A 24,438-nucleotide genomic window follows, 5' to 3' on the forward strand; every position below is an offset into this window, starting at 1 on the left:
TCAATTACGGTTTTCCCGCACTTGGCTATCTCGGTTAACTAGAATGTTAGTAGATTTTGTTAGAATCTAAAGACTGTTTTCGGCATAGTTTTCGGTTAAATTTATTGTTGTTTTATTTAATTTGAGGGATCTTGTATTATCTGTATTTGTTGTTATTTCAATGGTATCTGCATCATTCGGTAAAAGATCTTTTATTCGGTCTGGCCATTCAATAAAAAGCCAATGATTACTGTCTAAATAGTCTTCAATACCAAAATCGTAAGCTTCGTCTAAAGACTCGATACGATAAAAGTCGAAATGAAATACCTTGTCATTTTCAATATCATATTCATTTACAATAGAAAAGGTCGGACTAGATACCACATCTTTAGATCCCATTTCTTTTAAAAGGGCTTTTATCAATGTGGTTTTACCAGAACCCATATCACCATAAAACAATACTATTTTAGATTTTAAACCCTTCAGGATGAACTCTGCAACAGTATCAATGTCATTAAGCCGGTATGTTAATGTTTCACTTTTCAATTAAATAAATGATTTAATTACGAAACAATATTACATATAAATATTGTAAAAACCTAAGAAAAAGTGTATTTCGTCGGATTTTTTTGCATTTAAAGGAATTATTTAGCTTGAACCATATCTGAAAAATGTGCAGTGTTTTTCTAAAAAATGGTCACTTAGAGAGCCTCAGTGACCAGACCACCATGGTATTTACAATATGTGATACTGAAACATCCCGATAGTTATCGGGACAGCATGACATCAATACTCTTACTGCTACTTCGGATCCATAACCACAAATGGAATAATCATTTCCTCTAAAGAAACACCTCCATGCTGATAAGTGTTTCTATAATAATTTACATAATGATTAAAGTTGTTAGGGTAGGCGAGGAATAGGTCACCTTTGGCAAATATAAAAGAGCTGCTCATTGTCAACGCTGGTAGATGAACAGACTTTGGATCTTTAACAGCTAAAACATCTTTATCTTCGTATGTTAGACTTCTACCTGTTTTATAACGCAGATTTAAACTCGTATCTCTATCACCGATAACTTTTGTAGGTGCATTGACATTAATGGTTCCATGGTCTGTGGTTAAAATAAGTTTGAAACCCAGTTGCTGTGACAATTGAATCATTTCCAGTAATGGAGAGTTTTTAAACCAGCTTACAGTTAAAGATCGGTATGCTTTATCATTGGATGCCAACTCTTTCACCACTTCCATCTCTGTTTTTGAATGGGAAAGCATATCAACAAAATTGTAAACAATTACATTTAGATCATTAGATTTTAAACTTCTAAAATTTTCGACTAATTTTTTACCACTCTTTAAATTAGTGATTTTATGATATTCATATTTAAGATGATTTAAGCCCAATCGTTTTAATTGCTCTCTTAGGAAATCATCTTCGTGCATATTTTTTCCTCCCTCGTCGGTGTCGTTTTTCCAGTATTGAGGGAATAATTTTTCCATATCCGCTGGCATTAACCCAGAAAAAATTGCATTTCGCGCATATTGAGTCGCTGTGGGTAGTATGCTGAAAAAGGAAGACTCAGATTGTTTTTTGTAATAGTTATTGATAATGGGTTCAAAGGCTTTCCATTGGTCATACCGTAAATTATCAATAACAACTAATAGAGTGGGCTGTTTATCATTAATCTCGGGTACTATTTTTTCCTTAAATAAATTATGGGACATTAGAGGACCGTCACCATTTGATTGAAACCAATCCTGGTAATTTTTCTCAATAAACTTCCCGAACTGTAAATTGGCTTCTGTTTTTTGAGACTCTAATATGGATGTCATACCAACATCTTCAATATTTTCGAGCTGTAGTTCCCAATAAATCAATTTTTGATAGAGGTCTGCCCATTCTTCATGAGAATTGACCATGGACAAGTCCATGGCGATTTTTCTAAATTCCTGTTGATAATTAGAGGTTGTTTTTTCTGAAATCAAACGAGAATGGTCTAAATTTTTCTTTAGGCTCAATAAAATCTGATTTGGGTTAACTGGTTTTATAAGATAATCAGCAATTTTATTACCAATAGCCTCCTCCATTATATATTCTTCTTCACTTTTGGTGATCATTACAACAGGTAGATTGGCACGTCTTTCTTTTATTTCGTTTAGAGTTTCTAAACCCGTAAGACCAGGCATATTTTCATCTAAGAAAACAATATCAAAATTTGTATCATCTAATACTTCAAGGGCTTCCGTTCCACTTTGGCATTTAGTCACCTTATATTGTTTTTGCTCTAAAAAGATAATATGAGGTTTTAGTAAATCTATTTCGTCATCGACCCAAAGGATATTGATTTCGTTCATGTATATTTGTTTTTATTACAATTTAAATTAACGGTTTGCCAGTAAAGAACAAACTCAAAATATTTAACGACCCAATTTACGGTTTTATTACCATTCCCAATTCCCTAATTTTTGATCTTATTCAGCATCGATATTTTCAAAGATTACGAAGAATAAGTCAAATGGGCTTATCATATTTGGTCTATCCTGGTGCACATCATACAAGATTTCATCATGCATTGGGTTGTATGCATTTAATGCAAAAAGCGGTCAATGTCCTTCGTTTTAAAGGAGTTGAAATTTCCAAAGACGAAGAAACAGCCCTTTATATAGCCATTTTATTGCATGATATTGGTCATGGGCCTTTTTCGCACGCTATGGAACATAGTATTGTTAATAACGTTTCTCACGAGGTTATTTCACTTCATTTTATGCAAAAACTCAATGAAGAGTTTAACGGAAAATTAACGTTAGCGATAGAAATTTACAAAGGAAATTACAAAAGGCAGTTTATGTGTCAGCTTATATCTAGTCAATTAGATATGGATAGGGCTGATTATTTAAAACGCGATAGTTTTTACACAGGTGTTGCTGAAGGAAACATTAATAGCGAACGTATCATTACTATGCTAAATGTAGTTGACGATAATATTGTTATTGAGGAAAAAGGCATATATAGTGTTGAAAAATTTTTAGTGGCTCGCCGTTTAATGTACTGGCAGGTATATTTACACAAGACAGGAATTGTTGCGGAGCAATTATTAATTAGGGTTTTAAAACGTGCCAATGAATTAGTTTTAGACGGGTTCGATTTGGAAGCTAGTAAGCCTCTTAAATTCTTTTTAAACAATGCTATTGATGCTTCTAGCTTTAAGGAATTGGCTTTAGAAAAGTTTTCAAAATTAGACGATTATGATGTAGTGTCGGCAATGAAAGTATGGCAATATCACGATGATTTTGTACTTAGCAATTTGTGCGACATGCTTATTAACAGGGACTTGTTAAAAGTTAAGCTGAAGAACAATCCAATTATTGAAACACAATTGCATAAACATAAGAATGCCTTAATGTTAAAATATAATATATCGGAACATGAAGCAGACTATTTTGTGTTTAGTGGTAGTATTTCCAATCAAGCTTATGAGCAAGATAGACAGAATATCAATATTAAATTTAAAAACGGTAAGGTCAAGGATATAGTAAAAGCATCCGATCAATTAAATTTAAAAGCATTGAGCAAACCTGTAGTTAAATATTATATCTGCTATCCCAAAAACAGATTGTGAGGTATTTTTTCTATTTTTGCGGAAACCAAACAAAGACCAAAAAACAGTCCATTGAAATTTACAGCACAACAAATTGCAGGTATTTTAGAAGGAGAGGTTGTTGGTGATGCTGAAACTGAAGTGTCTCAACTTTCAAAAATAGAAGAAGGCACGTCTGGGTCGCTCACATTTTTGGCAAACCCTAAATACAAGTCTTACATCTATTCTACGGATGCCTCTATTACTATTGTTGGTAAGGATTTTGAAGCCGAGCATGACATAAAGACGACACTTATTAAAGTGGAAGATGCTTATAAGTCTTTTTCAAAATTGTTAGAATATTACAATCAGATTAAGTTAAATAAAACAGGAATTGAAAATCCTGTTTTTGTATCTGATAGTGCAAAAAAAGGGGATGATATCTATATCGGAGCTTTTAGTTATGTGGGGGATAACGTAACGATTGGTAATAATGTAAAAATATTTCCAAACAGTTATGTTGGTGACAATGTAAAGATAGGAGACAATACCATAGTATTTGCGGGTGCTAAAATTTATTCAGACTGTGTTATTGGAGAAAACTGTGTTATCAATTCGGGAGCTATTATAGGTGCTGACGGATTTGGGTTTGCTCCAAATGAAGATGGGGAATACAATAAAGTACCTCAAATAGGAAATGTAATTTTAGAAGATTACGTGGATATTGGTGCAGGGACAACTATTGATCGTGCCACTTTAGGATCCACAATAATTAGGCGAGGAGTAAAGTTAGATAATCAGATTCAGATTGCTCATAATGTTGAAATCGGGAAAAATACGGTAATAGCTGCACAAACAGGTATCGCTGGTTCCACAAAAATTGGTGAAAACTGCCAAATTGGTGGCCAAGTTGGTATTGTTGGGCATATAAGTATTGGAAATAACGTTAAGATACAGGCACAATCTGGTATAGGAAGAAATGTTAAGGATAATGAAGTCTTACAAGGATCACCTGCATTAGGTTATGGGGATTTTAATAAGTCTTATGTATATTTTAAAAACCTTCCTAAATTGGTGAAAACGATTAACGAATTAGAAAAAAAAGTAGATGGCAATAGTTAAAATTGAAGATAACCAAAAAACCATTGAACAAGAGGTGTCACTCAAAGGTGTTGGCCTTCATACTGGTAAGAATGTAACCATAACATTTAAGCCTGCTCCAGAAAACTCTGGTTTTGCATTTAAACGCGTTGACCTTGAAGGCGAGCCTATCATAGAGGCAGATGCAAACTATGTAACTAATACACAACGTGGGACTTGCCTTGAAAAAAATGGGGTAATCATTCAAACCTGTGAGCACGTATTAGCAGCTTTGGTTGGTTTGGATATAGACAATATTATTATAGAATTAGATGCTTCTGAACCTCCAATTATGGACGGGTCATCAAAATTCTTTGTCGAGGCGCTTGAAAAGGCTAAAACAGTTGAGCAAGATGCTAAACGTGAAGTGTTTGTCGTCAATGAGATTGTATCTTACACCGATGAAGATTCCGGAAGTGAAATAATTTTGATGCCTGCAAAAGAGTATCAAATAACGACTATGGTCGATTTTGGCACTAAAGTATTAGGCACGCAAAATGCTACCTTAAATACCATATCCGATTTTAAGGAAAATATTGCAGACTCTAGAACCTTTAGTTTTTTACATGAGCTAGAAACCTTGCTAGAACATGGATTAATAAAAGGTGGCGATCTCAATAATGCTATTGTTTATGTGGATAAGGAAATATCCCAAAAAACAGTTGAAAAACTAAAAGTAGCCTTCAATAAGGATAGCATTGCTGTTAAACCCAACGGCATATTAGACAATTTAACTTTGCATCATCCTAATGAAGCAGCACGACACAAATTATTGGATGTCTTAGGAGATCTTGCTTTAATAGGAACAAGATTGCAGGGTAAAGTCATTGCAAACAAACCAGGTCATTATGTAAATACCCAGTTTGCCAAGAAGATGTCTAAAATTATAAAGAATGAAAGGCGTAACCATGTGCCAGTGGTTGACCTACATGCCGAACCAGTTAAGGATATCAATCAAATCATGGAAATGTTACCGCATCGACCACCGTTTCTTTTGGTTGATAAAATCTTAGAACTTTCGGAAGAACATGTTGTTGGCATAAAAAATGTCACCATGAACGAACCGTTCTTTGTGGGGCATTTTCCAGGAGCACCAGTAATGCCAGGCGTTTTACAAATTGAAGCTATGGCCCAAACAGGTGGAATTTTAGTACTAAGTACAGTGCCAGACCCTGAAAATTACCTCACATATTTGTTGAAAATTGATAATGTGAGATATAAGTATCAAGTCGTTCCTGGAGACACATTAATTTTTAAATTAGACTTATTAGCACCAATAAGACGAGGCATTTGCCAAATGCAAGGTAGAGCTTATGCTAATGGAAGATTAGTATCGGAAGCAGAAATCATGGCACAAATCACTAAAGTAAAATAATTATGAACCAGCCTTTAGCTTATGTGCATCCTGGTGCAAAAATTGCCAAGAATGTAGTCATAGAACCTTTTACAACCATTCATAACAATGTGAAGATTGGAGAGGGTACATGGATAGGGAGTAATGTTACCATAATGGAAGGTGCCCGTATAGGTAAAAACTGTAACATTTTTCCTGGATCGGTAATTTCAGCTGTACCACAAGATTTAAAATATAACGATGAAGACACCACTGTAGAAATTGGTGATAACGTCACCATTAGAGAATGTGTTACTATAAATCGTGGAACTACAGACAAAATGAAGACTGTTGTAGGTAATAATTGCTTAATTATGGCCTATTGTCATATTGCTCACGATTGCATCGTTGGTGACAATTGTATTTTTTCAAACAATAGTACGCTAGCAGGTCATATTTCAGTTGGTGATTATGTGGTATTAGCTGGTATGACAGCCGTGCATCAATTTTGCTCTATTGGAAATCATGCTTTTGTAACAGGAGGATCTTTAGTCAGAAAGGATGTTCCACCTTATGTAAAGGCTGCTCGAGAGCCACTTTCTTATGTTGGTATCAATTCTGTTGGGCTTAGGAGAAGAGGCTATACGACAGATAAAATTCGTGAAATTCAGGATATATATAGAATATTATATCAGAAAAATTATAATAATACCCAAGCCTCTGACTTGATTGAAGCAGAAATGGAGGCAACTCCCGAAAGAGATGAAATTCTTCAATTTATCAAAAACTCTCATAGAGGAATCATGAAAGGGTATTTTAAATCAAATTCTTAATCGTAAATTAAAAAATGGCAAGTACTTCAGATATTAGAAACGGATTATGTATTAGATATAATAACGATATCTATAAAATTATAGAATTTCTTCACGTAAAGCCAGGTAAAGGTCCTGCTTTCGTCAGAACTAAATTAAAAAGTGTCACAACAGGAAAAGTATTGGACAATACATTTTCTGCTGGGCATAAAATTGAAGATGTTAGAGTAGAAACTCATAAGTTTCAATATTTATATACTGACGGAGAATTTTATCACTTTATGAATGAAGCCGATTATACACAAATCCGACTATTAGAATCTGCTCTTGACCGTCCAGAATTAATGAAGGAAGGGGAAATTGTAACTATCCAGATTAACTCTGAAGATAACATGCCGTTATCTGTAGAATTGCCAGCTAGCGTAATTTTAGAAGTCACATCAACTGAACCTGGTGTCAAAGGAAATACAGCAACTAACGCGACTAAACCTGCAATTGTAGAAACTGGTGCAGAAGTCAATGTGCCTCTGTTTATCAACGAAGGAGATAAAATTAAGGTTGAGACAGAAAAAGGAACGTATAAAGAACGTGTTAAGGAGTAATTTTTTATTAAAATTTTGCGTGGGTTGTCATTCCTGCGCAGGCAGGAATCTATGAAATTTCCCAAACCACACACATTAAAATCAATAGCCAAGCTCATTAACTGTGAGTTTGTTGGCGATTCAGATTTCCCTGTACTTGGAATGAATGAAATACATGTTGTTGAGCCTGGAGATATTGTTTTTGTAGATCACCCTAAGTACTACGACAAAGCGTTACAATCTGCGGCTACTATTGTTCTTATCAATAAAGAAGTAGAATGTCCAGATGGTAAGGCACTCTTAATTTCGGACGATCCGTTCCGTGACTTTAATAAACTGACGGAACACTTTAAACCATTTAGGCCTTCTAATTCTGCAATTGCAGACGATGCTAAAATAGGAGAGGGGACTATCATTCAGCCAAATTGTTTTATCGGCAACAATGTTTCAATCGGAAAAAACTGTATTATCCATTCTAACGTTAGTATTTACGATGACACAGTTATTGGTAATAATGTTACGATCCATGCAGGAACAGTTCTAGGAGCGAGCGCTTTCTATTATAAGAACAGGCCTGAAGCTTACGATCAATTAAAATCTGGAGGCAGAGTTGTTATAGAAGATAATGTTGATATTGGGTCATTATGCTCTATTGATAAGGGAGTTACTGGAGACACCACGATTGGTGAAGGGTCCAAGTTGGATAATCAAATTCAAGTGGGACACGATACCGTTATTGGAAAAAAATGTCTTATAGCTTCACAAACAGGAATAGCCGGTTGTGTGGTTATTGGCGATAATGTGACAATATGGGGTCAAGTCGGAATTACAAGTGGAATAACCATAGGAGAAAAGGTTGTTATTTCTGCACAATCTGGCGTTAGTAAATCACTTGAAGCGAATAAACATTATTTTGGCACACCTGCGGAAGATTTCAGAACAAAGTATAAAGAATTAGCGTCCATAAAGCAGATTCCGGATATTCTTAAAAAATTAAAAGACTTGTAAATTGTCAGCAAAAAATATTGTTATATCGTTTTATAAATCTGATTTGGCTAATGATGAAAGCATCGTTTCAAAATTTTTTCATAAAGAATGTGAATTACATTGGACAAGTAGCGAAGGGTTTAAACGACTAAATTACAATGACCTTGAAGATTTTTTTGCTCAAACCAGAAAGGCTTTTCATCACCTAAGATTTGAATTCACACATGTTATTAGTAAAGATTCAACAGTTGTAACACGACATACACTCTATGGTTCAGCTATAGAAAATTCCACAAATGAAATAGCACTAGGCCATTTTTCAACTATCTGGGAGGTAAAGGATGGTAAACTTTATAGGGGTTATGAAATTAGTCAACAAGCAAATGAGAGTGATTTAGAAAGTCTAGCATCTTATTCTAAAAGAAAAATATAAACAAGACTCTTAAATACGTTTCAAAACTCGTATTTTTGCACCGTCTAAAAACACAAAATAAATAGTAATATTCATGAGCGTATTAGTTAACAAAGATTCAAAAATTATTGTTCAAGGTTTCACTGGTAGTGAAGGAACATTTCATGCTGGTCAAATGATAGAGTATGGAACAAATGTTGTAGGTGGTGTTACACCAGGAAAAGGGGGACAAACACATTTAGACAAGCCTGTATTTAATACTGTTGCTGAAGCTGTAGAGAAAGTTGGCGCGGATACAACTATAATTTTTGTACCACCTGCCTTTGCTGCTGATGCTATAATGGAAGCTGCAGATGCGGGTATTAAAGTGATTATTACCATTACTGAAGGTATTCCCGTTGCGGATATGATTAAAGCTTCAGACTATATAAAAAATAGAGATTGTAGATTAATTGGTCCAAACTGTCCAGGAGTAATAACTCCTGAAGAGGCTAAAGTTGGCATCATGCCTGGATTTGTTTTCAAAAAAGGAAAAGTAGGTATAGTATCTAAATCTGGTACGTTAACGTATGAAGCTGCTGACCAAGTTGTTAAACAAGGCTTAGGTGTTACAACAGCTATCGGGATTGGAGGAGATCCAATTATTGGAACAACAACCAAAGAAGCTGTTGAACTATTAATTAATGACCCAGAAACTGAGGCTGTAGTTATGATTGGTGAGATTGGCGGTCAGTTAGAAGCTGATGCAGCAAACTGGTATAAAGAGAGTGGTAGCAAAAAACCTGTTATAGGTTTCATTGCAGGGGAAACAGCACCAGCCGGAAGAACAATGGGGCATGCAGGAGCCATTGTAGGAGGTAGTGATGATACGGCACAAGCGAAAAAGAAAATTATGAGAGCATGTGGGATTCACGTAGTAGATTCACCAGCTGAAATTGGTAAAAAAGTTGCTGAAGCATTACGCTAAATTATAGAATATAGATGCTGAAATAAATTCAGCATAATTTGAAGGATAATTTCTTCAAATTACTGTTAAAAACCTTACAAAATCTTGTGAGGTTTTTTTATTTGATGCAATTTGTAATGTTTATATTTGAAATGTATCGCTTTTAAAATATTAAACTAACTAATCAAAATAAGATGCAACTATTAGAAGGAAAAACAGCAATAATCACTGGGGCAAGCCGAGGAATTGGTAAAGGAATCGCTGAAATCTTTGCAGATCAAGGAGCGAATGTAGCATTTACATTTAGCTCTTCAGCTGAGGCGGCTCAAGAATTAGAAAAAGAATTAAATGCAAAAGGAATTAAGGCTAAAGGTTACCAAAGTAATGCCGCAAGTTTTGACGAAGCTCAGAAATTAGCTGAAGATGTACTTGAAGAATTCGGAAGTATTGATATCCTTGTGAATAACGCAGGTATTACAAAAGATAATTTGTTAATGCGAATGGGTGAAGAGGATTTCGATAAAGTGATCGAGGTCAATCTAAAGTCTGTTTTTAACATGACTAAAGCTGTCCAAAGAACCATGCTAAAACAACGAAAAGGTTCCATTATTAATATGAGTTCTGTTGTTGGCGTTAAAGGAAATGCTGGACAAACCAATTATGCAGCTTCTAAAGCTGGTATCATAGGCTTTTCAAAATCTGTAGCGTTAGAATTAGGATCAAGGAACATAAGAAGTAATGTAATTGCTCCTGGTTTCATTGAGACTGAAATGACGGCTAAATTAGATGAAGACACTGTAAAAGGGTGGAGAAATGCTATTCCTTTAAAACGAGGGGGAACTCCTGAAGATATTGCGAATGCCTGTGTCTTCTTGGCAAGTGACTTGAGTGCTTATGTTACAGGACAAACCTTAAATGTTGATGGAGGTATGCTGACTTAACAAATTCCTGTGCAATAGGAATCTCATAGCTTCAAGTCTTAAATTTAGATGAATACCGAAACAATAATTTATATAATACTTGCTGGAGTAGCAGCGCTTTTGTTAGCGCTGTTTCAGTATATATATGGGTATAAACAACGAAAAAAGCTAAATAAAACTCTTGCGTTACTACGATTTTTAAGTCTCTTTGCTATCCTTATTTTATTGATCAATCCAAAGTTTAATGCAGTTACTTACTATGAGGAAAAACCGAGCTTAATCATAGCTGTGGATAACTCAGAATCCATTGCTTATCTCAATCAGGATGAGAGCACGAAGAGATTAGTCAGTAGTTTAATGGAAAATCAAGATCTTAAAGACAGGTTTAATATTGATGTGTTTAAGTTTGGATCCGAATTTAAGAGCTTAGACAGTTTAAATTTTAAAGACAAACAAACTAATGCCTTTGAGGCTTTTCAACAAGTTGAAGACATATACCCAGATAATACAACATCCATTATTTTTATTTCTGACGGTAACCAAACCTTTGGTAAAGATTATCAATACGTAAATAATAAGAATGACGCTCAGATAAATACAGTCATATTAGGTGATACAACTACATATTTAGATTTAAGCATCAAACAGGTCAATGTTAATAGATATGTATATTTAAAGAATAGATTTCCTGTAGAGATCGTCGTTAATTACTCTGGGACAGCACCAGTAAGTTCAAGACTTGAAGTTTTATCTGGCTCATCGTCAATTTATTCTCAAAATATTCAATTTAATGCAGACAAGACGTCTGAAATAATATCGACGACCTTGCCTGCAAATAGAGTTGGTGTACAATCCTATAGAGTTTCTATAACACCGCTATCTGAAGAAAGAAATACTGTAAACAACATAAAGAATTTTGCAGTAGAAGTTATTGATCAAAAGACAAACATTGCATTGGTATCAGAGCAATTACATCCAGACTTAGGTGCTTTAAAGAAAGCTATAGAAACCAATGAGCAAAGAAGTGTTAGTGTTTTAAATCCTTCTGAAATAAATTCAAAAATAAATGATTTTCAACTATTTATCATTTATCAACCAAATAATAGCTTTAACAATGTATTAAAAGAACTTTTTGAGGAAAAGAGAAATACTTTAGTTATAACAGGACCTACAACAGATTGGAATTTACTGAATAGTGTACAGTCATTCTACGAACAAGAAGTGACCAACCAGACAGAAGACTATCAAGCTGAATTTAATGTCAATTATTCTCCATTTATTGTTGATGATTTAAACTTTGAAGACTTTCCTCCAATGGTTTCGGAGTTTGGTGAGCTTCAATTTAAAGTACAGCAGGAAACCTTGTTGTATAAAACAGTCAATGGAATTAATACCAATCAGCCTCTATTAAGCACTTTTGAAATTGATAATCAAAAACATGCTATTTTAAATGGAGAAGGTATTTGGAGGTGGCGTGCACATTCATTTTTACAACAAGGCACTTTTAACGATTTTGATAATATCATAGGCAAATTGGTACAGTACTTAAGTTCTAATAAAAAACGTAGCCGAATGACATTAGACTATAGGTCTTTTTATAACGGCAATGAAAACCTTATCATCAACGCACAATATTTTAATAACAATTTTGAATTCGACCCTAACGCTAATCTATTAATCAACTTAGAAAATAAAGAAGATCAATCTACCCAAGAGCTTCCTTTACTTTTAAAAGGTAGCACATACTCAGTTGACTTAAGCGGAATTGCATCAGGAGAATATTCATTTACGGTCAGAAATACGGATGAGCCAATTTCTGCATCAGGTGAGTTTAAGGTTTTGGAGTATAATGTAGAACAGCAGTTTTTAAATGCTAATGTCACAAAAATGCAAGCGCTTTCAGCAAATAATGGGGGAAGCTCATATTTTATCGATAATACATCGAGATTAATTCCTAACTTATTGGAAGATCAACGGTTTGCTACAATACAAAAGCAGAAAACAGATGTGGTGCAATTAATTGATTGGAAATATCTATTGGGCTTCATTGTTTTAACCTTATCTTTGGAGTGGTTTATAAGAAAATATAACGGACTAATATAAAAAATTGAATTATGGATAAATTACCAAAAATAGGACTACCCATTTTGATAGGAGTAGTATTTTTAATTGTTGTACTTGCAAAATCTGCTGTTACCATAGATTCTGGTGAAGCTGGTGTGCTTTTTAAAACTTTCGGTGAAGGAGTTGTAATAGACGAGCCACCAATGTCAGAAGGATTTCATATAGTAGCACCTTGGAACGAAGTTTTTGTTTATGAAGTACGTCAGCAAGAATTGTTTGAAAAAATGAAAGTGTTGTCATCCAACGGTCTTGAAATTCAAATTGATGCATCTGCTTGGTACGAACCAGTATATTCTGATTTAGGAAAACTACATCAAAATTTAGGTGAAGGTTATCTACAACGTGTTATACAACCAGCCATACGATCTGCAGCAAGAAGTGTTGTTGGTAGATATACTCCTGAGCAATTATATTCAAGTAAGCGAGATGCCATTCAAGATGAAATTTTTGAAGAAACCAAATTGATATTAGAAAAACAATATGTGCAACTGAATGAAGTTCTAGTGCGTGACGTTACACTTCCAAACACAATTAAAGAAGCAATTGAGCGTAAGCTCAGACAGGAACAAGAGTCTTTAGAATATGAATTTAGACTGGTAACGGCTTCAAAAGAAGCTGAAAAAGTACGTATTGAAGCTCAAGGTAAAGCTGATGCTAATAGAATTTTAAGCGCTTCATTAACAGATAAGATTTTGCAGGACAAAGGTATTGATGCTACCATAAAATTATCTGAGTCGCCAAACAGCAAAGTTATTGTGATTGGTTCTGGTGATAGTGGTATGCCAATTATTTTAGGTAATCAATAATTTAAAGTTCAAATATTAAAGATTTGCTAAAAATTAAATTTCATTAGATAATAATTAGGATAAATAAATTTTATTTAGCAATATTTGTAGCAACAAAAAAGAACATGACATTTATTCAATTACATCATCATTTTCATACAATCGCTCAAGCGAGGTGAAAGTGTATTGAATAAATTCAAAATATATTTTAAAACCCGTTTGAGAAATCAGATGGGTTTTTCATTTTCAAATGTTTTGTAAAACATTTGAAAACAGTCCCAAAGCAGGTTGGGATCTTATGACAAAAGAAGGAAGTATAATTAAAAAAGATTTCCGTTTTCACGGAAAATATTATGAATAAATTAAAGATTGCAGTACAGAAATCTGGCCGACTTCATGACGATTCCATGAAAATACTAAAGGAAATAGGAATCTCAATCGACAATGGTAAAGATCAACTCAAAGCCTCTGCACGAAATTTTCCACTAGAGGTGTTTTATTTGCGTAATGGCGATATACCACAATATTTAAGAGATGGCGTTGTAGATGCAGCTATTATTGGTGAGAACGTACTTTTTGAAAAGGGAGAGGATATTAAAATTAATGAACGCTTAGGCTTTTCTAAGTGTCGTGTTTCAATTGCTGTCCCAAAATCATCAAAAATTAACTCCCTAAAAGAGCTTGCGGGCAAAAGGATTGCGACATCTTACCCAAACACAGTAAATTCTTTTTTGGAAAAGGAAAAGATTAAAGCGAATCTTCATATCATTAATGGCTCTGTCGAAATAGCTCCTAATATAGGTTTAGCCGATGGTGTATGCGATATTGTTTCTAGCGGAAGTACTTTGTTTAAGAATGGACTAAAGGAAATTCAGGTTTTGTTGAAATCTGAGGCTGTTTTGGCAAGTTCGCCAAAGATTTCCAATGAGAATAAGCTACTGATTGAAAAGATACAATTTCGGTTAAAATCAGTGCTTAGAGGAAGAGAAAACAAGTATGTGCTATTGAATGCTCCTAATGAAAAAATAGACGCTATTACTAAGATTTTACCGGGAATGAATAGCCCAACTATTTTACCTTTAGCAAAAGAAGGCTGGAGCTCATTACATTCTGTAATCAATAAAAATGATTTTTGGAATGTTATTGATGAACTCAAGGCCAATGGGGCAGAAGGGATCTTAGTTTGTCCAATCGAAAATATGGTGCTGTAATGGAAATAATTGAAAACCCTATTAAACAATCTTGGTTAGAGTTACTGAAACGACCAACCCAAACTGTTGATGATATTGAGGCTACTGTTAACCAGGTCTTTAGTGATGTGAGCAAAAATGGAGACCAAGCCATAGAAAAATATACATCAATGTTTGACGGTGTTACTTTAGAATCTAATATCGTCAGCAAAGCCGAAATTAAAAGTGCTGTAACATCAGTTTCTAATGAACTTAAGGATGCCATCCGATTGGCAAAATCAAATATTGAAAAGTTTCACTCAGCGCAAAAAACTGAGAAGGTTTTTCTTAACACAATGGAAGGTGTAGAATGTTGGCAAGAAAAGCGACCTATCCAAAAAGTGGGTTTATATATACCTGGAGGAACTGCACCTTTATTTTCAACAGTTTTAATGTTAGCGGTTCCGGCGACTCTTGCAGGATGTAAAGAGATTGTATTATGTTCACCACCAAACAAAGAAGGAAAGATTGCTAATGAAATTTTATATGCAGCAGACCTTTGTGGTGTTACTAAAATTGTAAAAGTTGGAGGCATACAGGCTATAGCTGGATTAACGTTTGGCACTGAATCCATTCCACAGGTCTATAAAATATTTGGGCCGGGCAATCAATTTGTCACAGTAGCGAAACAATTAGCAACAAAATATGGAGTGGCGATAGACATGCCAGCAGGACCAAGCGAATTGTTAGTTATGGCAGATGAGTCTGCAAACCCAGCTTATGTGGCATCAGATTTATTGAGTCAGGCTGAACATGGTTCAGATAGTCAAGTTATTTTAGTCACTACATCAAAATTATTCGCTGAACAGGTAAATAAAGAAGTTGCTTTACAGTTACAAAAGTTGCCTAGAAAACAAATCGCTAAAGATGCCATTAAAAATTCAAAATCTATCGTGATTGATAATTTTGAAACAGCACTAGAATTAATAGATACATACGGGCCAGAACATTTTATTGTTTCCACTACTAGTAATAATTTTTTTGTAGAAAATATAGGTAATGCTGGTTCTGTTTTTATTGGTAAATACACACCAGAAAGTGCTGGAGATTATGCTTCCGGAACTAACCACACACTACCAACGAATGGCTTTTCTAAAGCCTATTCTGGTGTCAACTTAGATAGTTTTCAAAAGAGCATGACGTTTCAGAAAATATCAAAAAAAGGAATACAAAATATTGGGTCTGCAATTGAATTAATGGCAGAAGCAGAAGGACTAGAAGCACATAAGAATGCAGTAACCTTGCGACTAAATGATTTAAAAGAGTAAACCGTCATTCCGAGCGTATGTGAGGAATCTCATAAATAGATTCTTAGTTTCACTCAGAATGACAAACAAATAACCAAGTGTCACTTCGAGTGATTTCGAAGGATGAGAAATTGTATCGAGAAGTATTAGAATGAAAAATTTTAGCATAGACAATCTCATTAGAGAAAATATCAAAAACATCAAACCCTATTCATCGGCACGCGATGAGTACAAAGATGCAACGGCTGATATGGTATTTATTGATGCAAATGAAAACCCGTTTCAAACCAATGTCAATAGATATCCAGATCCACAACAATCTAAAGTTAAAGAACGACTAGCAGACCTTAAGGGTGTAAAGACGACTCAAATACTATTAGGTAATGGAAGCGACGAAGTGTTGGATTTATTGTTTAGAGCCTTTTGCGAGCCTAATAGAGATAATGTCATCACATTACCACCAACGTATGGTATGTATTCGGTATTGGCAGATTTGAATGCTGTACAAATACAGAGCGTCTTATTAGATGATAATTTTGAGCCAAGGGTTAATGAGATACTTGATACTCAGAATGAATTTTCAAAAATACTGTTCTTGTGCTCACCAAATAATCCAACAGCGAATAGTTTCAGTGCACATAAAATTGAAGAATTACTAAATGGATTTAATGGCATTGTAGTTATTGATGAAGCGTATATAGACTTTTCTAACTGCGACAGTTGGGTGAGTCGATTAAATGATTTCCATAATCTAGTAGTGACCCAAACACTCTCTAAAGCTTATGGTTTAGCAGGAATTCGACTAGGAATATGTTATGCTTCAGAATTTATTATTTCAGTTTTAAACAAAATAAAGCCACCATATAATGTCAATCAATTGACCCAAGATAGAGCAATAGAGCGTTTGAATGATTTAGAACAAGTTAAACAAGAAGTGAGTTCAATTTTGACTGAACGCCAAGCATTATCAGAAGATTTAAGTTCAATCTCATTTGTTAATACTATTTATAAATCTGATGCTAATTTCCTTTTAGTTAAAGTAGATGATGCTAATCTGCGTTATGCGCAATTAATAGAAAGAGGAGTTGTTGTTAGAAATAGGACAACGCAACCTTTGTGTGAGAATTGTTTAAGGTTTACCATTGGAACTCAATCTGAAAACAAACAACTAATTAAAATATTGAACGAATTAAACTAAGATTGTCATTCCGCACTTGATGCGGAATCCACAATTAATTAAAATTAAATAGATTCCTGCCGCAGTTTATCTTGAGCGATAGTCGAAAGGCAGGAATGATAAAAAAGATGGAAAAGCCAATATTATTTATAGACCGCGACGGCACCTTAATCAAGGAACCTGCTGACGAACAAATAGATTCATTCGAGAAATTAGAGTTCTACCCAAAAGTGTTTCAATACTTAAGTAAGATTGCAAAAGAATTGAATTTTGAAATCATAATGATTACAAATCAAGATGGGTTAGGAACTGATGTTTATCCGGAAGACACCTTTTGGCCAGTTCATAATTTTGTTTTAAAGACTTTTGAAAGTGAAGGTGTTATTTTTGAAGAACAATTTATAGACAGAACATTCGCAAAGGATAATGCACCGACCAGAAAGCCAAATACAGGTTTGTTGACAAAGTATTTCTCTGAGGATTACGATTTAGCAAATTCATTCGTCATAGGTGATAGACTAACAGATATAGAGTTAGCTAAAAATCTTGGCGCCAAAGGCATATTCATTAATGACAATACAAATTTAGGTACAGATGAAGTCACTGTTAGTAACTCGGAATTACAAGACTACATTGCTTTAGAAACAAATGACTGGGAAGCCATATATAGATTTTTGAAAACAACAGAACGTGTTGGAGGTATAGAACGAAATACCAATGAAACGAAGATAAAAATAGACCTTAATCTAGACGGAACAGGAAAAAGCAAAATAGATACAGGCATTGCCTTTTTTGACCACATGTTAGACCAGATTGCGCGTCATGGTCAACTGGATTTAAATATTAAAGTAGATGGTGACTTAGAGGTAGATGAGCATCACACCATAGAAGACACAGCTATCGCCTTGGGAGAAGTTTTTGCAAAGACACTTGGTAATAAATTGGGCATTGAACGCTATGGGTTTTCATTGCCAATGGATGATTGCTTAGCACAAGTTGCTATAGATTTTGGCGGGCGTAACTGGCTAGTTTGGGAAGCGGAATTTAAACGCGAAATGATAGGGAAAATGCCAACAGAAATGTTTTACCATTTCTTTAAATCCTTTACAGATGGAGCTAAGTGTAATCTAAATATAAAGGTTGAAGGTACTAACGAACACCACAAGATTGAAGCTATTTTCAAAGCATTTGCAAAGGCTATAAAAATGGCTGTAAAACAAGATGTTGAGAAAATGATATTACCAAGTACAAAAGGAGTTTTGTAAAAAAGCCCATCCTAACCTTCCCAGAGGGAAGGAACTAATTACGGATAATAATGAATAATATAGAAAATATAGACTTGAGTGAAAGTTCTTCCCCTTCGGGGAAGTTAGATGGGGCTTTTACTATAGCAATAGTAAATTACGGAGCTGGTAACATAAAGAGTATTCAATTCGCTTTTCAGCGTTTGGGATATGATGCTGTATTATCTGATAAACCGGACGACATAATTAATGCAGATAAAGTCATTTTTCCAGGAGTAGGTGAAGCCAGTTCAGCAATGAAAATGCTTAAAGAAAGTGGTCTAGATGAATTGATTCCAGAACTTAGGCAACCTGTTTTAGGTATTTGTTTAGGCATGCAATTAATGTGTAACCATACTGAAGAAGGAAATACTAAAGGTTTGGGAATTTTCAATACCAATGTCAAACGTTTTTCAGATAATGTAAAAGTGCCTCAAATGGGATGGAACACTATAAAGCATTTAAAATCTGATTTATTTAAGAATATTTCTGAAGGTGATTACATGTATTTGGTTCATAGCTATTATGCTGAACATTGTGATGAACAAATTGCAGCTTCAGATTATGACATAGAGTATGCGTCGGCATTAAAAAAAGATAATTTTTACGGAGTTCAGTTTCACCCTGAAAAATCATCTAAAGTAGGAGAGCAGTTGTTGAAGAATTTTCTTGAGCTATAAACCGCATTTAAACGATTTGTCATTCTGCACTTGATGCGGAATCCACAATGAAAGAAAAAATATTAATTAAAAGAGATTCCCATTTTCACGGGAAATGTTATGAGGATCATACCAGCAATAGACATCATAGACGGAAAATGTGTCCGTCTCACTAAAGGCGATTATAACACCAAAAAGGTATACAATGAAAACCCTTTGGAAGTCGCCAAACTATTTGAAGATTCAGGTATACAATATTTGCACGTTGTAGATTTAGATGGCGCAAAAGCGAGTCATATCGTTAACTATAAAGTTTTAGAGCGAATTGCTACTATGACAAATCTTAAGATAGATTTTGGTGGTGGCTTAAAGTCTGACGACGATTTAAAAATAGCTTTCGAGTCTGGTGTTCATCAAATAACTGGTGGGAGTATAGCCGTAAAAAAACCAGAACTATTTGAAAGTTGGATTTCTAAATTTGGGTCTGATAAAATTATCCTTGGAGCGGACTGTAATAATGAAAAGATAGCAATTTCAGGCTGGCAAGAAGAAAGTGATCTAGAAGTGATCCCATTCATCAAAGACTATCAAACAAAAGGTGTGTCGTATGTGATTTGTACTGATATCTCTAAGGATGGTATGTTAGAAGGTCCTTCATTTGAATTGTATTCCAAAATATTAAGAGAATGTCATTCAGAGCGACTTGCCCGACGAAGCTTTAACGAAGGCGGAAGCGAAGAATCCCTTAAATTAATTGCTTCTGGAGGCATTTCAAATTACGGCGAATTACCTCAATTAGAACAATTAGGGTGCGAAGGAGTAATTATTGGTAAAGCCATCTATGAGAATAGAATTAGTTTAAAACAATTAGAGAATTTTATAATTAACAATTAAATGTCATTGCGAGCGTAGCGCGGCAATCTCTTTTTTTAATTAACAGATTGCTTCGTTCCTCGCAATAACGAATACGAGTTATGCTAACAAAAAGAATCGTACCATGCTTAGACATTAAAAACGGAAGAACCGTAAAAGGTGTCAACTTTGTTGATTTGCGAGATGCAGGCGACCCTGTTGTACTTGCAAAGCAGTATGCGGAATTAGGAGCAGATGAACTGGTTTTTTTAGATATTGCAGCGACACTAGAAAACAGAAAAACCATGCACGATATGGTTTTAAAAGTGGCTGAACAAGTGAACATACCATTTACGGTGGGTGGTGGAATTTCTTCTGTTGATGATGTTGATGCCTTATTGCATTGTGGTGCAGACAAGGTGTCTATCAATTCTTCAGCTGTAAAGCGTCCAGACTTAATTAATGAACTCTCAGAAAAATTTGGAAGCCAATGCGTTGTTGTTGCTATTGATGCGAAACAAATTGGCGAAGAGTGGTTTGTGCACTTAGCAGGCGGAACCATACCAACAGACATTAAATTATTTGATTGGGCAAAGGAAGTAGAACAGAGAGGAGCAGGTGAGATATTATTCACGTCTATGGATCACGATGGAACCAAAGCAGGATTTGCGAATAAGGCATTAGCAAAATTATCAGATTTGGTCAATATTCCAATTATAGCTTCGGGTGGTGCTGGAACAATACAACATTTTGCCGATACCTTTAAAGAAGGAAAGGCCGATGCTGCATTGGCAGCAAGTGTTTTTCATTTTGGAGAAATACCAATACTAGAATTAAAAGAAGAATTAAAACAGCAGGGGATTCCTGTGAGAATATAATTGTCATTCCTGCGAAAGCAGGAATCCACAACGAATCTTTATTAATAAATAGATTCCTGCCTACGCAGGAATGACAAACAAGTTTGTAATGAACATAAATTTCAAAAAAAGCTCGGACGGTTTAGTCCCAGCAATCATTCAAGATGCCACAACTAAAAATGTATTGATGTTAGGCTACATGAACGAAGAGGCCTTAGAAAAAACTAAAGCATCTGGGTTGGTCACATTCTTTAGTCGCACAAAAAATAGACTTTGGACCAAAGGGGAAGAGAGTGGTAATGTCCTAAATTTAGTTGATATAAAATTGGATTGTGATAACGATACACTTTTAGTTACTGTAAGACCACTAGGACCAACATGCCATAAAGGAACAGATACATGTTGGAATGAAGATAATAAGCAATCTTTCGGGTTCATTTCAAAATTAGAAGATACTATTGCTGAGCGCATAGCTATTTCTAAAATAGATCCTGACCTTCGTGATGATGACACAAAGAGCTACATTGTGTCTCTTTTTGACAAAGGCATAAATAAAGTGGCTCAAAAAGTAGGGGAGGAAGCTGTGGAAGTTGTTATTGAAGCTAAAGACAGTAATGACGAGTTATTCCTAGAGGAAAGTGCTGATTTACTCTTTCACTATTTAATGTTGCTACAAGCAAAAGGTTTTAAGCTTAATGATATAGTATCCCTACTAGAAAAACGCCATCAATAACCTATATTTATAATGTTCAATAAGCGTTATTATTACCTTATAAAAATTCAATACTTAGGCTATCGTTTCCATGGTTGGCAAAAACAGCCAGATGTAAAAACGATCCATTTAATGATTGACCGTACCTTAAAGTTTATTTTAAAGGATATAAAATTTAAAACATTAGGAGCGGGGCGAACAGATGCTATGGTATCAGCCAATGAAGCTGCTTTAGAATTATTCATCTATAATGAACCTATTGCAGATTTCGATGAATTTTTAGAATTGTTTAATCATAATTTGCCACAAGACATTCGTGCTCTATCAATTAAAGAGGTTAACAAGGAGTTCAATATTATTCAAGATTCAAAATTAAAGGAATACCATTATGTGTTTTCGGAAGGACAAAAGAACCATCCGTTTTGCGCACCAATCTTAACTACGATCCTAGAGCCTCTGGATGTAGAGCTTATGAAAAAAGGAGCCAAATTATTTGAAGGCACCCATAATTTCAAAACCTATTGTTACCGTGCAACAGATAAAGGAAAATATCAAAGAACAGTAGAGTTTTCAGAAATCGTTAACAACGATTTATACACTGCAAATTTTTTCCCTGAACAATCTTATGTTTTCAAAGTTGTTGGTAAAGGATTTATGAGAAATCAGATTCGGTTAATGTTTGGAGCCTTAATAAAATTAGGCAGGGGAGAGGTTACCCTAGATTATATTGAACAAACCCTAAAGTCCGATAGCGCAGAAGTAATGGATTACATTGCACCCGCCTCTGGCCTTATTCTTCATAAAATACGTTTTCAATAATGTAAGCATAAAAAAAGTGTTAGAATTCTAACACTTTTTTTATAATCATTAAACTTAAAACCTTAATCCGCTACGTGCAGAACTGGTTCTTTGTCAACAAATTTACCATCTACAGACTCCCCTAAAATAAGGACTTCTTTAGAACGCTCGTACATTTTAATAGCACGGTGCATTTGTAATTTCGATTGACTATAAAGTTTTACTCCTGATCTGGATCCTTTGTTACGAATCTCAATATAATAACCATCTTTCAATTTAGTTGGTCGTGTTGCTGGTCTACCCATAAATATAATTTATCTTAAAAAACTTTCGCATTATAGTGAAAATTCTTTCAATACACAAACATATAATCTGGTTTTGGCGTCCTTTCTGTGTTAAAGTCCTTTAACATTTCATCTAACTCGTTAACACAATTTAAGTTAAGTAGTCAAAAAATAAGTTAAACGATGTTAAGCCTTTGTAATTGGACACTTTTCGTGCTATAATATATATAGTTAATCATAAAAAACATTACACATGAATTATTTAAATATAAAAGACGACACATTAATGCCAACTGTAGTAGAATTAAACGCTCTTTTGGCCAATTATCACATCTATTACCAAAATCTCAGAAATTTTCATTGGAACGTTTTAGGCGAAAACTTTTTTGAATTACATCAAAAATTTGAAGACCTGTATTCTGATGCAAGAGTTAAAATCGATGAAATTGCAGAACGTATTTTAACACTACGTTATCATCCGATGAGTAATCTTTCTGAATATTTAAAGATATCGGAAATAAAAGAGGTGAAATCACACATGTCTGATAAAGAAATGGTACTGACCACTTTAGAAAATCATAAAATTCTATTGCAAAAAATGGGTTCTGTTGTCGAAAAAGCATCAGAGATTAAAGATGAAGGAACCATAGATCTTATTGGTGCATACATTAGAGAATTAGAGAAAGCCAGTTGGATGCTAGATGCATTTACTAAAAAGACAACGTCTAAATTAAAGGAAAGTGTTGTTGAAGGATAGACTTTATTAGAATTTAAACACTAACTATTAATTTAAAACAAAGAGATGAAAGAGCAATTTGAAATAGCAATTACAAACCTAATAGAAAAACTAAAAGGCTGGTTTAATACCATTATAGAATATATTCCAAATTTTATATTGGTGGTACTCGTCATGATTGTGTCCTACTATATCGCTAGGAAAATCAACAAATTAGTGACTAAGGCTATGGATAAGAAAGTAGATCAGCCATCCATCAGCAAAACAATCGGTCGAATTTCAGCAGTAGTCATAGTCCTTGGAGCATTATTTTTATCCTTGGGTATTCTTAATTTAAGTAAGGCTTTAACCTCATTGTTGGCAGGTGCTGGTGTTGCAGGTTTAGCTGTTGGTTTAGCGCTACAAGGAACTATTTCTAATACTTTTGCCGGTGTTGTTTTATCCTTTAGAAAAAGAATACAGATCGGTCATTGGGTTGAGACAAACGGTTTCTCTGGTGAGATTATAGATATTAATCTTAAAGAGTTCATCTTGAAAGAAACCGACAATAATATGGTGGTCATTCCTAATAAGACAATATTAGAAAATCCTTTAAAAAATTATTCTTTGACCAATCGAATGCGTATGTCATTAGAGTGTGGGGTAGGTTATGAGTCTGATCTCGAAAAGGTGGAGCAATTGACCAAGGAAACCATTGCTAAAGCTATTGATAATGTAGAATCTGCAGATGAAGTTGAGTTTTACTTTACAGAATTTGGTGGAAGTTCTATTAATTACCTCTGCCGTTTTTGGATTGAATCTACAAGTTTTATAGAACGCCTTAGAACTAAGAACAAGGCAATTATTGCTGTAAAGAAGGCTTATGACAAGGAAGGTATCAATATTCCATTCCCAATCAGAACCTTGCAGTTTGACAATAACTTAAGTATAGACCAACCTATTCAGTTTAAGGAGACCGTCTCAAAAAATTAATTCTACTGTAAATGAGTTAAACTATTACTGAATAG

The 24,438-nt window shown here is 34.5% G+C and carries 25 protein-coding genes; 22 read left to right on the forward strand and 3 right to left on the reverse strand.

Annotation, left to right across the window (positions count from 1 at the left end; translation table 11 throughout):
* Positions 1-66 precede the first annotated feature (66 nt).
* Positions 67-525: a tRNA (adenosine(37)-N6)-threonylcarbamoyltransferase complex ATPase subunit type 1 TsaE gene (gene tsaE, locus ACFEMA_RS07550; protein ID WP_411767479.1), complete on the reverse strand. Its 459-nt coding sequence runs from the start codon at positions 523-525 to the stop codon at positions 67-69.
* Positions 526-780: 255 nt separating this feature from the next.
* Positions 781-2,334, reverse strand: coding sequence for a PglZ domain-containing protein (locus ACFEMA_RS07555; RefSeq protein WP_411767481.1), 1,554 nt, complete (start codon positions 2,332-2,334; stop codon positions 781-783).
* Positions 2,335-2,369: 35 nt separating this feature from the next.
* On the opposite strand from ACFEMA_RS07555, the gene ACFEMA_RS07560 reads away from it, so the two are divergent.
* From ACFEMA_RS07560 to truA, 20 genes are all read left to right on the forward strand, one after another.
* Positions 2,370-3,599, forward strand: coding sequence for an HD domain-containing protein (locus tag ACFEMA_RS07560; protein ID WP_411767482.1), 1,230 nt, complete (start codon positions 2,370-2,372; stop codon positions 3,597-3,599).
* A gap of 51 nt (positions 3,600-3,650) precedes the next feature.
* Positions 3,651-4,679: a UDP-3-O-(3-hydroxymyristoyl)glucosamine N-acyltransferase gene (gene lpxD, locus ACFEMA_RS07565; protein ID WP_411767484.1), complete on the forward strand. Its 1,029-nt coding sequence runs from the start codon at positions 3,651-3,653 to the stop codon at positions 4,677-4,679.
* Positions 4,666-6,072 (forward strand): bifunctional UDP-3-O-[3-hydroxymyristoyl] N-acetylglucosamine deacetylase/3-hydroxyacyl-ACP dehydratase, encoded by a 1,407-nt coding sequence (locus tag ACFEMA_RS07570; RefSeq protein WP_411767485.1) that lies wholly within the window; start codon positions 4,666-4,668, stop codon positions 6,070-6,072. The genes lpxD and ACFEMA_RS07570 overlap by 14 nt, the downstream gene beginning before the upstream one ends.
* Positions 6,073-6,074: 2 nt before the next feature.
* The gene (gene lpxA / locus ACFEMA_RS07575) at positions 6,075-6,863 is read left to right on the forward strand and encodes an acyl-ACP--UDP-N-acetylglucosamine O-acyltransferase (RefSeq protein WP_411767486.1); all 789 of its coding nucleotides are present in this window, start codon (positions 6,075-6,077) and stop codon (positions 6,861-6,863) included.
* A 14-nt stretch (positions 6,864-6,877) separates the two neighbouring features.
* Complete coding sequence (gene efp / locus ACFEMA_RS07580) at positions 6,878-7,444, forward strand: elongation factor P (RefSeq protein WP_411767487.1); 567 nt, start codon at positions 6,878-6,880, stop codon at positions 7,442-7,444.
* Positions 7,445-7,495: 51 nt separating this feature from the next.
* On the forward strand, positions 7,496-8,431 hold the full coding sequence (locus tag ACFEMA_RS07585) for a UDP-3-O-(3-hydroxymyristoyl)glucosamine N-acyltransferase (protein WP_411767488.1): 936 nt from the start codon (positions 7,496-7,498) through the stop codon (positions 8,429-8,431).
* Between the two features lies 1 nt (position 8,432).
* A complete protein-coding gene (locus tag ACFEMA_RS07590; RefSeq protein ID WP_411767489.1) occupies positions 8,433-8,843 on the forward strand; it encodes a nuclear transport factor 2 family protein in 411 nt (136 codons plus the stop codon).
* Positions 8,844-8,916: 73 nt separating this feature from the next.
* Complete coding sequence (gene sucD / locus ACFEMA_RS07595) at positions 8,917-9,789, forward strand: succinate--CoA ligase subunit alpha (protein WP_411767490.1); 873 nt, start codon at positions 8,917-8,919, stop codon at positions 9,787-9,789.
* Positions 9,790-9,962: 173 nt separating this feature from the next.
* Positions 9,963-10,709, forward strand: coding sequence for a 3-oxoacyl-[acyl-carrier-protein] reductase (gene fabG / locus ACFEMA_RS07600; protein ID WP_411767491.1), 747 nt, complete (start codon positions 9,963-9,965; stop codon positions 10,707-10,709).
* Positions 10,710-10,757: 48 nt separating this feature from the next.
* On the forward strand, positions 10,758-12,791 hold the full coding sequence (locus tag ACFEMA_RS07605) for a vWA domain-containing protein (RefSeq protein WP_411767492.1): 2,034 nt from the start codon (positions 10,758-10,760) through the stop codon (positions 12,789-12,791).
* Between the two features lie 11 nt (positions 12,792-12,802).
* Positions 12,803-13,618, forward strand: a complete 816-nt coding sequence (locus ACFEMA_RS07610; protein WP_411767493.1) for a prohibitin family protein — start codon at positions 12,803-12,805, stop codon at positions 13,616-13,618.
* A gap of 332 nt (positions 13,619-13,950) precedes the next feature.
* Complete coding sequence (gene hisG, locus ACFEMA_RS07615) at positions 13,951-14,808, forward strand: ATP phosphoribosyltransferase (RefSeq protein ID WP_411767494.1); 858 nt, start codon at positions 13,951-13,953, stop codon at positions 14,806-14,808.
* Positions 14,808-16,094 (forward strand): histidinol dehydrogenase, encoded by a 1,287-nt coding sequence (gene hisD, locus ACFEMA_RS07620; protein ID WP_411767495.1) that lies wholly within the window; start codon positions 14,808-14,810, stop codon positions 16,092-16,094. The genes hisG and hisD overlap by 1 nt, the downstream gene beginning before the upstream one ends.
* A gap of 130 nt (positions 16,095-16,224) precedes the next feature.
* Positions 16,225-17,271 carry a histidinol-phosphate transaminase gene (hisC, locus tag ACFEMA_RS07625; protein WP_411767496.1) on the forward strand — a complete coding sequence of 349 codons (1,047 nt, stop codon included), beginning with the start codon at positions 16,225-16,227 and terminating at the stop codon, positions 17,269-17,271.
* Positions 17,272-17,378: 107 nt separating this feature from the next.
* Positions 17,379-18,515, forward strand: a complete 1,137-nt coding sequence (gene hisB / locus ACFEMA_RS07630) for a bifunctional histidinol-phosphatase/imidazoleglycerol-phosphate dehydratase HisB (RefSeq protein ID WP_411767497.1) — start codon at positions 17,379-17,381, stop codon at positions 18,513-18,515.
* A 50-nt stretch (positions 18,516-18,565) separates the two neighbouring features.
* Positions 18,566-19,213: an imidazole glycerol phosphate synthase subunit HisH gene (hisH, locus tag ACFEMA_RS07635; RefSeq protein WP_411767498.1), complete on the forward strand. Its 648-nt coding sequence runs from the start codon at positions 18,566-18,568 to the stop codon at positions 19,211-19,213.
* Positions 19,214-19,312: 99 nt separating this feature from the next.
* Positions 19,313-20,086, forward strand: a complete 774-nt coding sequence (gene hisA / locus ACFEMA_RS07640) for a 1-(5-phosphoribosyl)-5-[(5-phosphoribosylamino)methylideneamino]imidazole-4-carboxamide isomerase (RefSeq protein WP_411767499.1) — start codon at positions 19,313-19,315, stop codon at positions 20,084-20,086.
* Positions 20,087-20,166: 80 nt separating this feature from the next.
* Entirely contained in the window at positions 20,167-20,922 is a 756-nt protein-coding gene (hisF, locus tag ACFEMA_RS07645) for an imidazole glycerol phosphate synthase subunit HisF (RefSeq protein ID WP_411767500.1), read from the forward strand.
* 70 nt (positions 20,923-20,992) lie between these two features.
* On the forward strand, positions 20,993-21,634 hold the full coding sequence (hisIE, locus tag ACFEMA_RS07650; RefSeq protein WP_411767501.1) for a bifunctional phosphoribosyl-AMP cyclohydrolase/phosphoribosyl-ATP diphosphatase HisIE: 642 nt from the start codon (positions 20,993-20,995) through the stop codon (positions 21,632-21,634).
* A gap of 12 nt (positions 21,635-21,646) precedes the next feature.
* Positions 21,647-22,432, forward strand: a complete 786-nt coding sequence (gene truA / locus ACFEMA_RS07655; protein WP_411767502.1) for a tRNA pseudouridine(38-40) synthase TruA — start codon at positions 21,647-21,649, stop codon at positions 22,430-22,432.
* A 62-nt stretch (positions 22,433-22,494) separates the two neighbouring features.
* Here truA and ACFEMA_RS07660 read toward each other — a convergent pair whose 3' ends face one another.
* On the reverse strand, positions 22,495-22,716 hold the full coding sequence (locus ACFEMA_RS07660; RefSeq protein ID WP_411767503.1) for a hypothetical protein: 222 nt from the start codon (positions 22,714-22,716) through the stop codon (positions 22,495-22,497).
* A gap of 232 nt (positions 22,717-22,948) precedes the next feature.
* Here ACFEMA_RS07660 and ACFEMA_RS07665 point away from each other — a divergent pair, with 232 nt between their 5' ends.
* On the forward strand, positions 22,949-23,452 hold the full coding sequence (locus ACFEMA_RS07665; RefSeq protein ID WP_411767504.1) for a Dps family protein: 504 nt from the start codon (positions 22,949-22,951) through the stop codon (positions 23,450-23,452).
* 45 nt (positions 23,453-23,497) lie between these two features.
* The gene (locus tag ACFEMA_RS07670) at positions 23,498-24,403 is read left to right on the forward strand and encodes a mechanosensitive ion channel family protein (protein ID WP_411767505.1); all 906 of its coding nucleotides are present in this window, start codon (positions 23,498-23,500) and stop codon (positions 24,401-24,403) included.
* The last annotated feature ends 35 nt before the right edge of the window (positions 24,404-24,438 follow it).

The sequence above is a fragment of the Winogradskyella sp. A3E31 genome (assembly GCF_046720935.1).
Taxonomy (GTDB): domain Bacteria; phylum Bacteroidota; class Bacteroidia; order Flavobacteriales; family Flavobacteriaceae; genus Winogradskyella.

Excerpts from the sequence above, each read along its gene's own strand:
- hisF (WP_411767500.1), top strand. The coding sequence starts at position 20,167 with ATGCTAACAAAAAGAATCGTACCATGCTTAGACATTAAAAACGGAAGA.
- lpxA (WP_411767486.1), top strand. The coding sequence starts at position 6,075 with ATGAACCAGCCTTTAGCTTATGTGCATCCTGGTGCAAAAATTGCCAAG.
- hisIE (WP_411767501.1), top strand. The coding sequence starts at position 20,993 with ATGACAAACAAGTTTGTAATGAACATAAATTTCAAAAAAAGCTCGGAC.
- ACFEMA_RS07660 (WP_411767503.1), bottom strand. The coding sequence starts at position 22,716 with ATGGGTAGACCAGCAACACGACCAACTAAATTGAAAGATGGTTATTAT.
- hisC (WP_411767496.1), top strand. The coding sequence starts at position 16,225 with ATGAAAAATTTTAGCATAGACAATCTCATTAGAGAAAATATCAAAAAC.
- truA (WP_411767502.1), top strand. The coding sequence starts at position 21,647 with ATGTTCAATAAGCGTTATTATTACCTTATAAAAATTCAATACTTAGGC.
- ACFEMA_RS07585 (WP_411767488.1), top strand. The coding sequence starts at position 7,496 with ATGAAATTTCCCAAACCACACACATTAAAATCAATAGCCAAGCTCATT.
- hisD (WP_411767495.1), top strand. The coding sequence starts at position 14,808 with ATGGAAATAATTGAAAACCCTATTAAACAATCTTGGTTAGAGTTACTG.
- ACFEMA_RS07605 (WP_411767492.1), top strand. The coding sequence starts at position 10,758 with ATGAATACCGAAACAATAATTTATATAATACTTGCTGGAGTAGCAGCG.
- hisH (WP_411767498.1), top strand. The coding sequence starts at position 18,566 with ATGAATAATATAGAAAATATAGACTTGAGTGAAAGTTCTTCCCCTTCG.
- fabG (WP_411767491.1), top strand. The coding sequence starts at position 9,963 with ATGCAACTATTAGAAGGAAAAACAGCAATAATCACTGGGGCAAGCCGA.
- efp (WP_411767487.1), top strand. The coding sequence starts at position 6,878 with ATGGCAAGTACTTCAGATATTAGAAACGGATTATGTATTAGATATAAT.
- ACFEMA_RS07665 (WP_411767504.1), top strand. The coding sequence starts at position 22,949 with ATGAATTATTTAAATATAAAAGACGACACATTAATGCCAACTGTAGTA.
- ACFEMA_RS07670 (WP_411767505.1), top strand. The coding sequence starts at position 23,498 with ATGAAAGAGCAATTTGAAATAGCAATTACAAACCTAATAGAAAAACTA.
- ACFEMA_RS07555 (WP_411767481.1), bottom strand. The coding sequence starts at position 2,334 with ATGAACGAAATCAATATCCTTTGGGTCGATGACGAAATAGATTTACTA.
- ACFEMA_RS07570 (WP_411767485.1), top strand. The coding sequence starts at position 4,666 with ATGGCAATAGTTAAAATTGAAGATAACCAAAAAACCATTGAACAAGAG.
- ACFEMA_RS07610 (WP_411767493.1), top strand. The coding sequence starts at position 12,803 with ATGGATAAATTACCAAAAATAGGACTACCCATTTTGATAGGAGTAGTA.
- hisA (WP_411767499.1), top strand. The coding sequence starts at position 19,313 with ATGAGGATCATACCAGCAATAGACATCATAGACGGAAAATGTGTCCGT.
- hisG (WP_411767494.1), top strand. The coding sequence starts at position 13,951 with ATGAATAAATTAAAGATTGCAGTACAGAAATCTGGCCGACTTCATGAC.
- hisB (WP_411767497.1), top strand. The coding sequence starts at position 17,379 with ATGGAAAAGCCAATATTATTTATAGACCGCGACGGCACCTTAATCAAG.
- sucD (WP_411767490.1), top strand. The coding sequence starts at position 8,917 with ATGAGCGTATTAGTTAACAAAGATTCAAAAATTATTGTTCAAGGTTTC.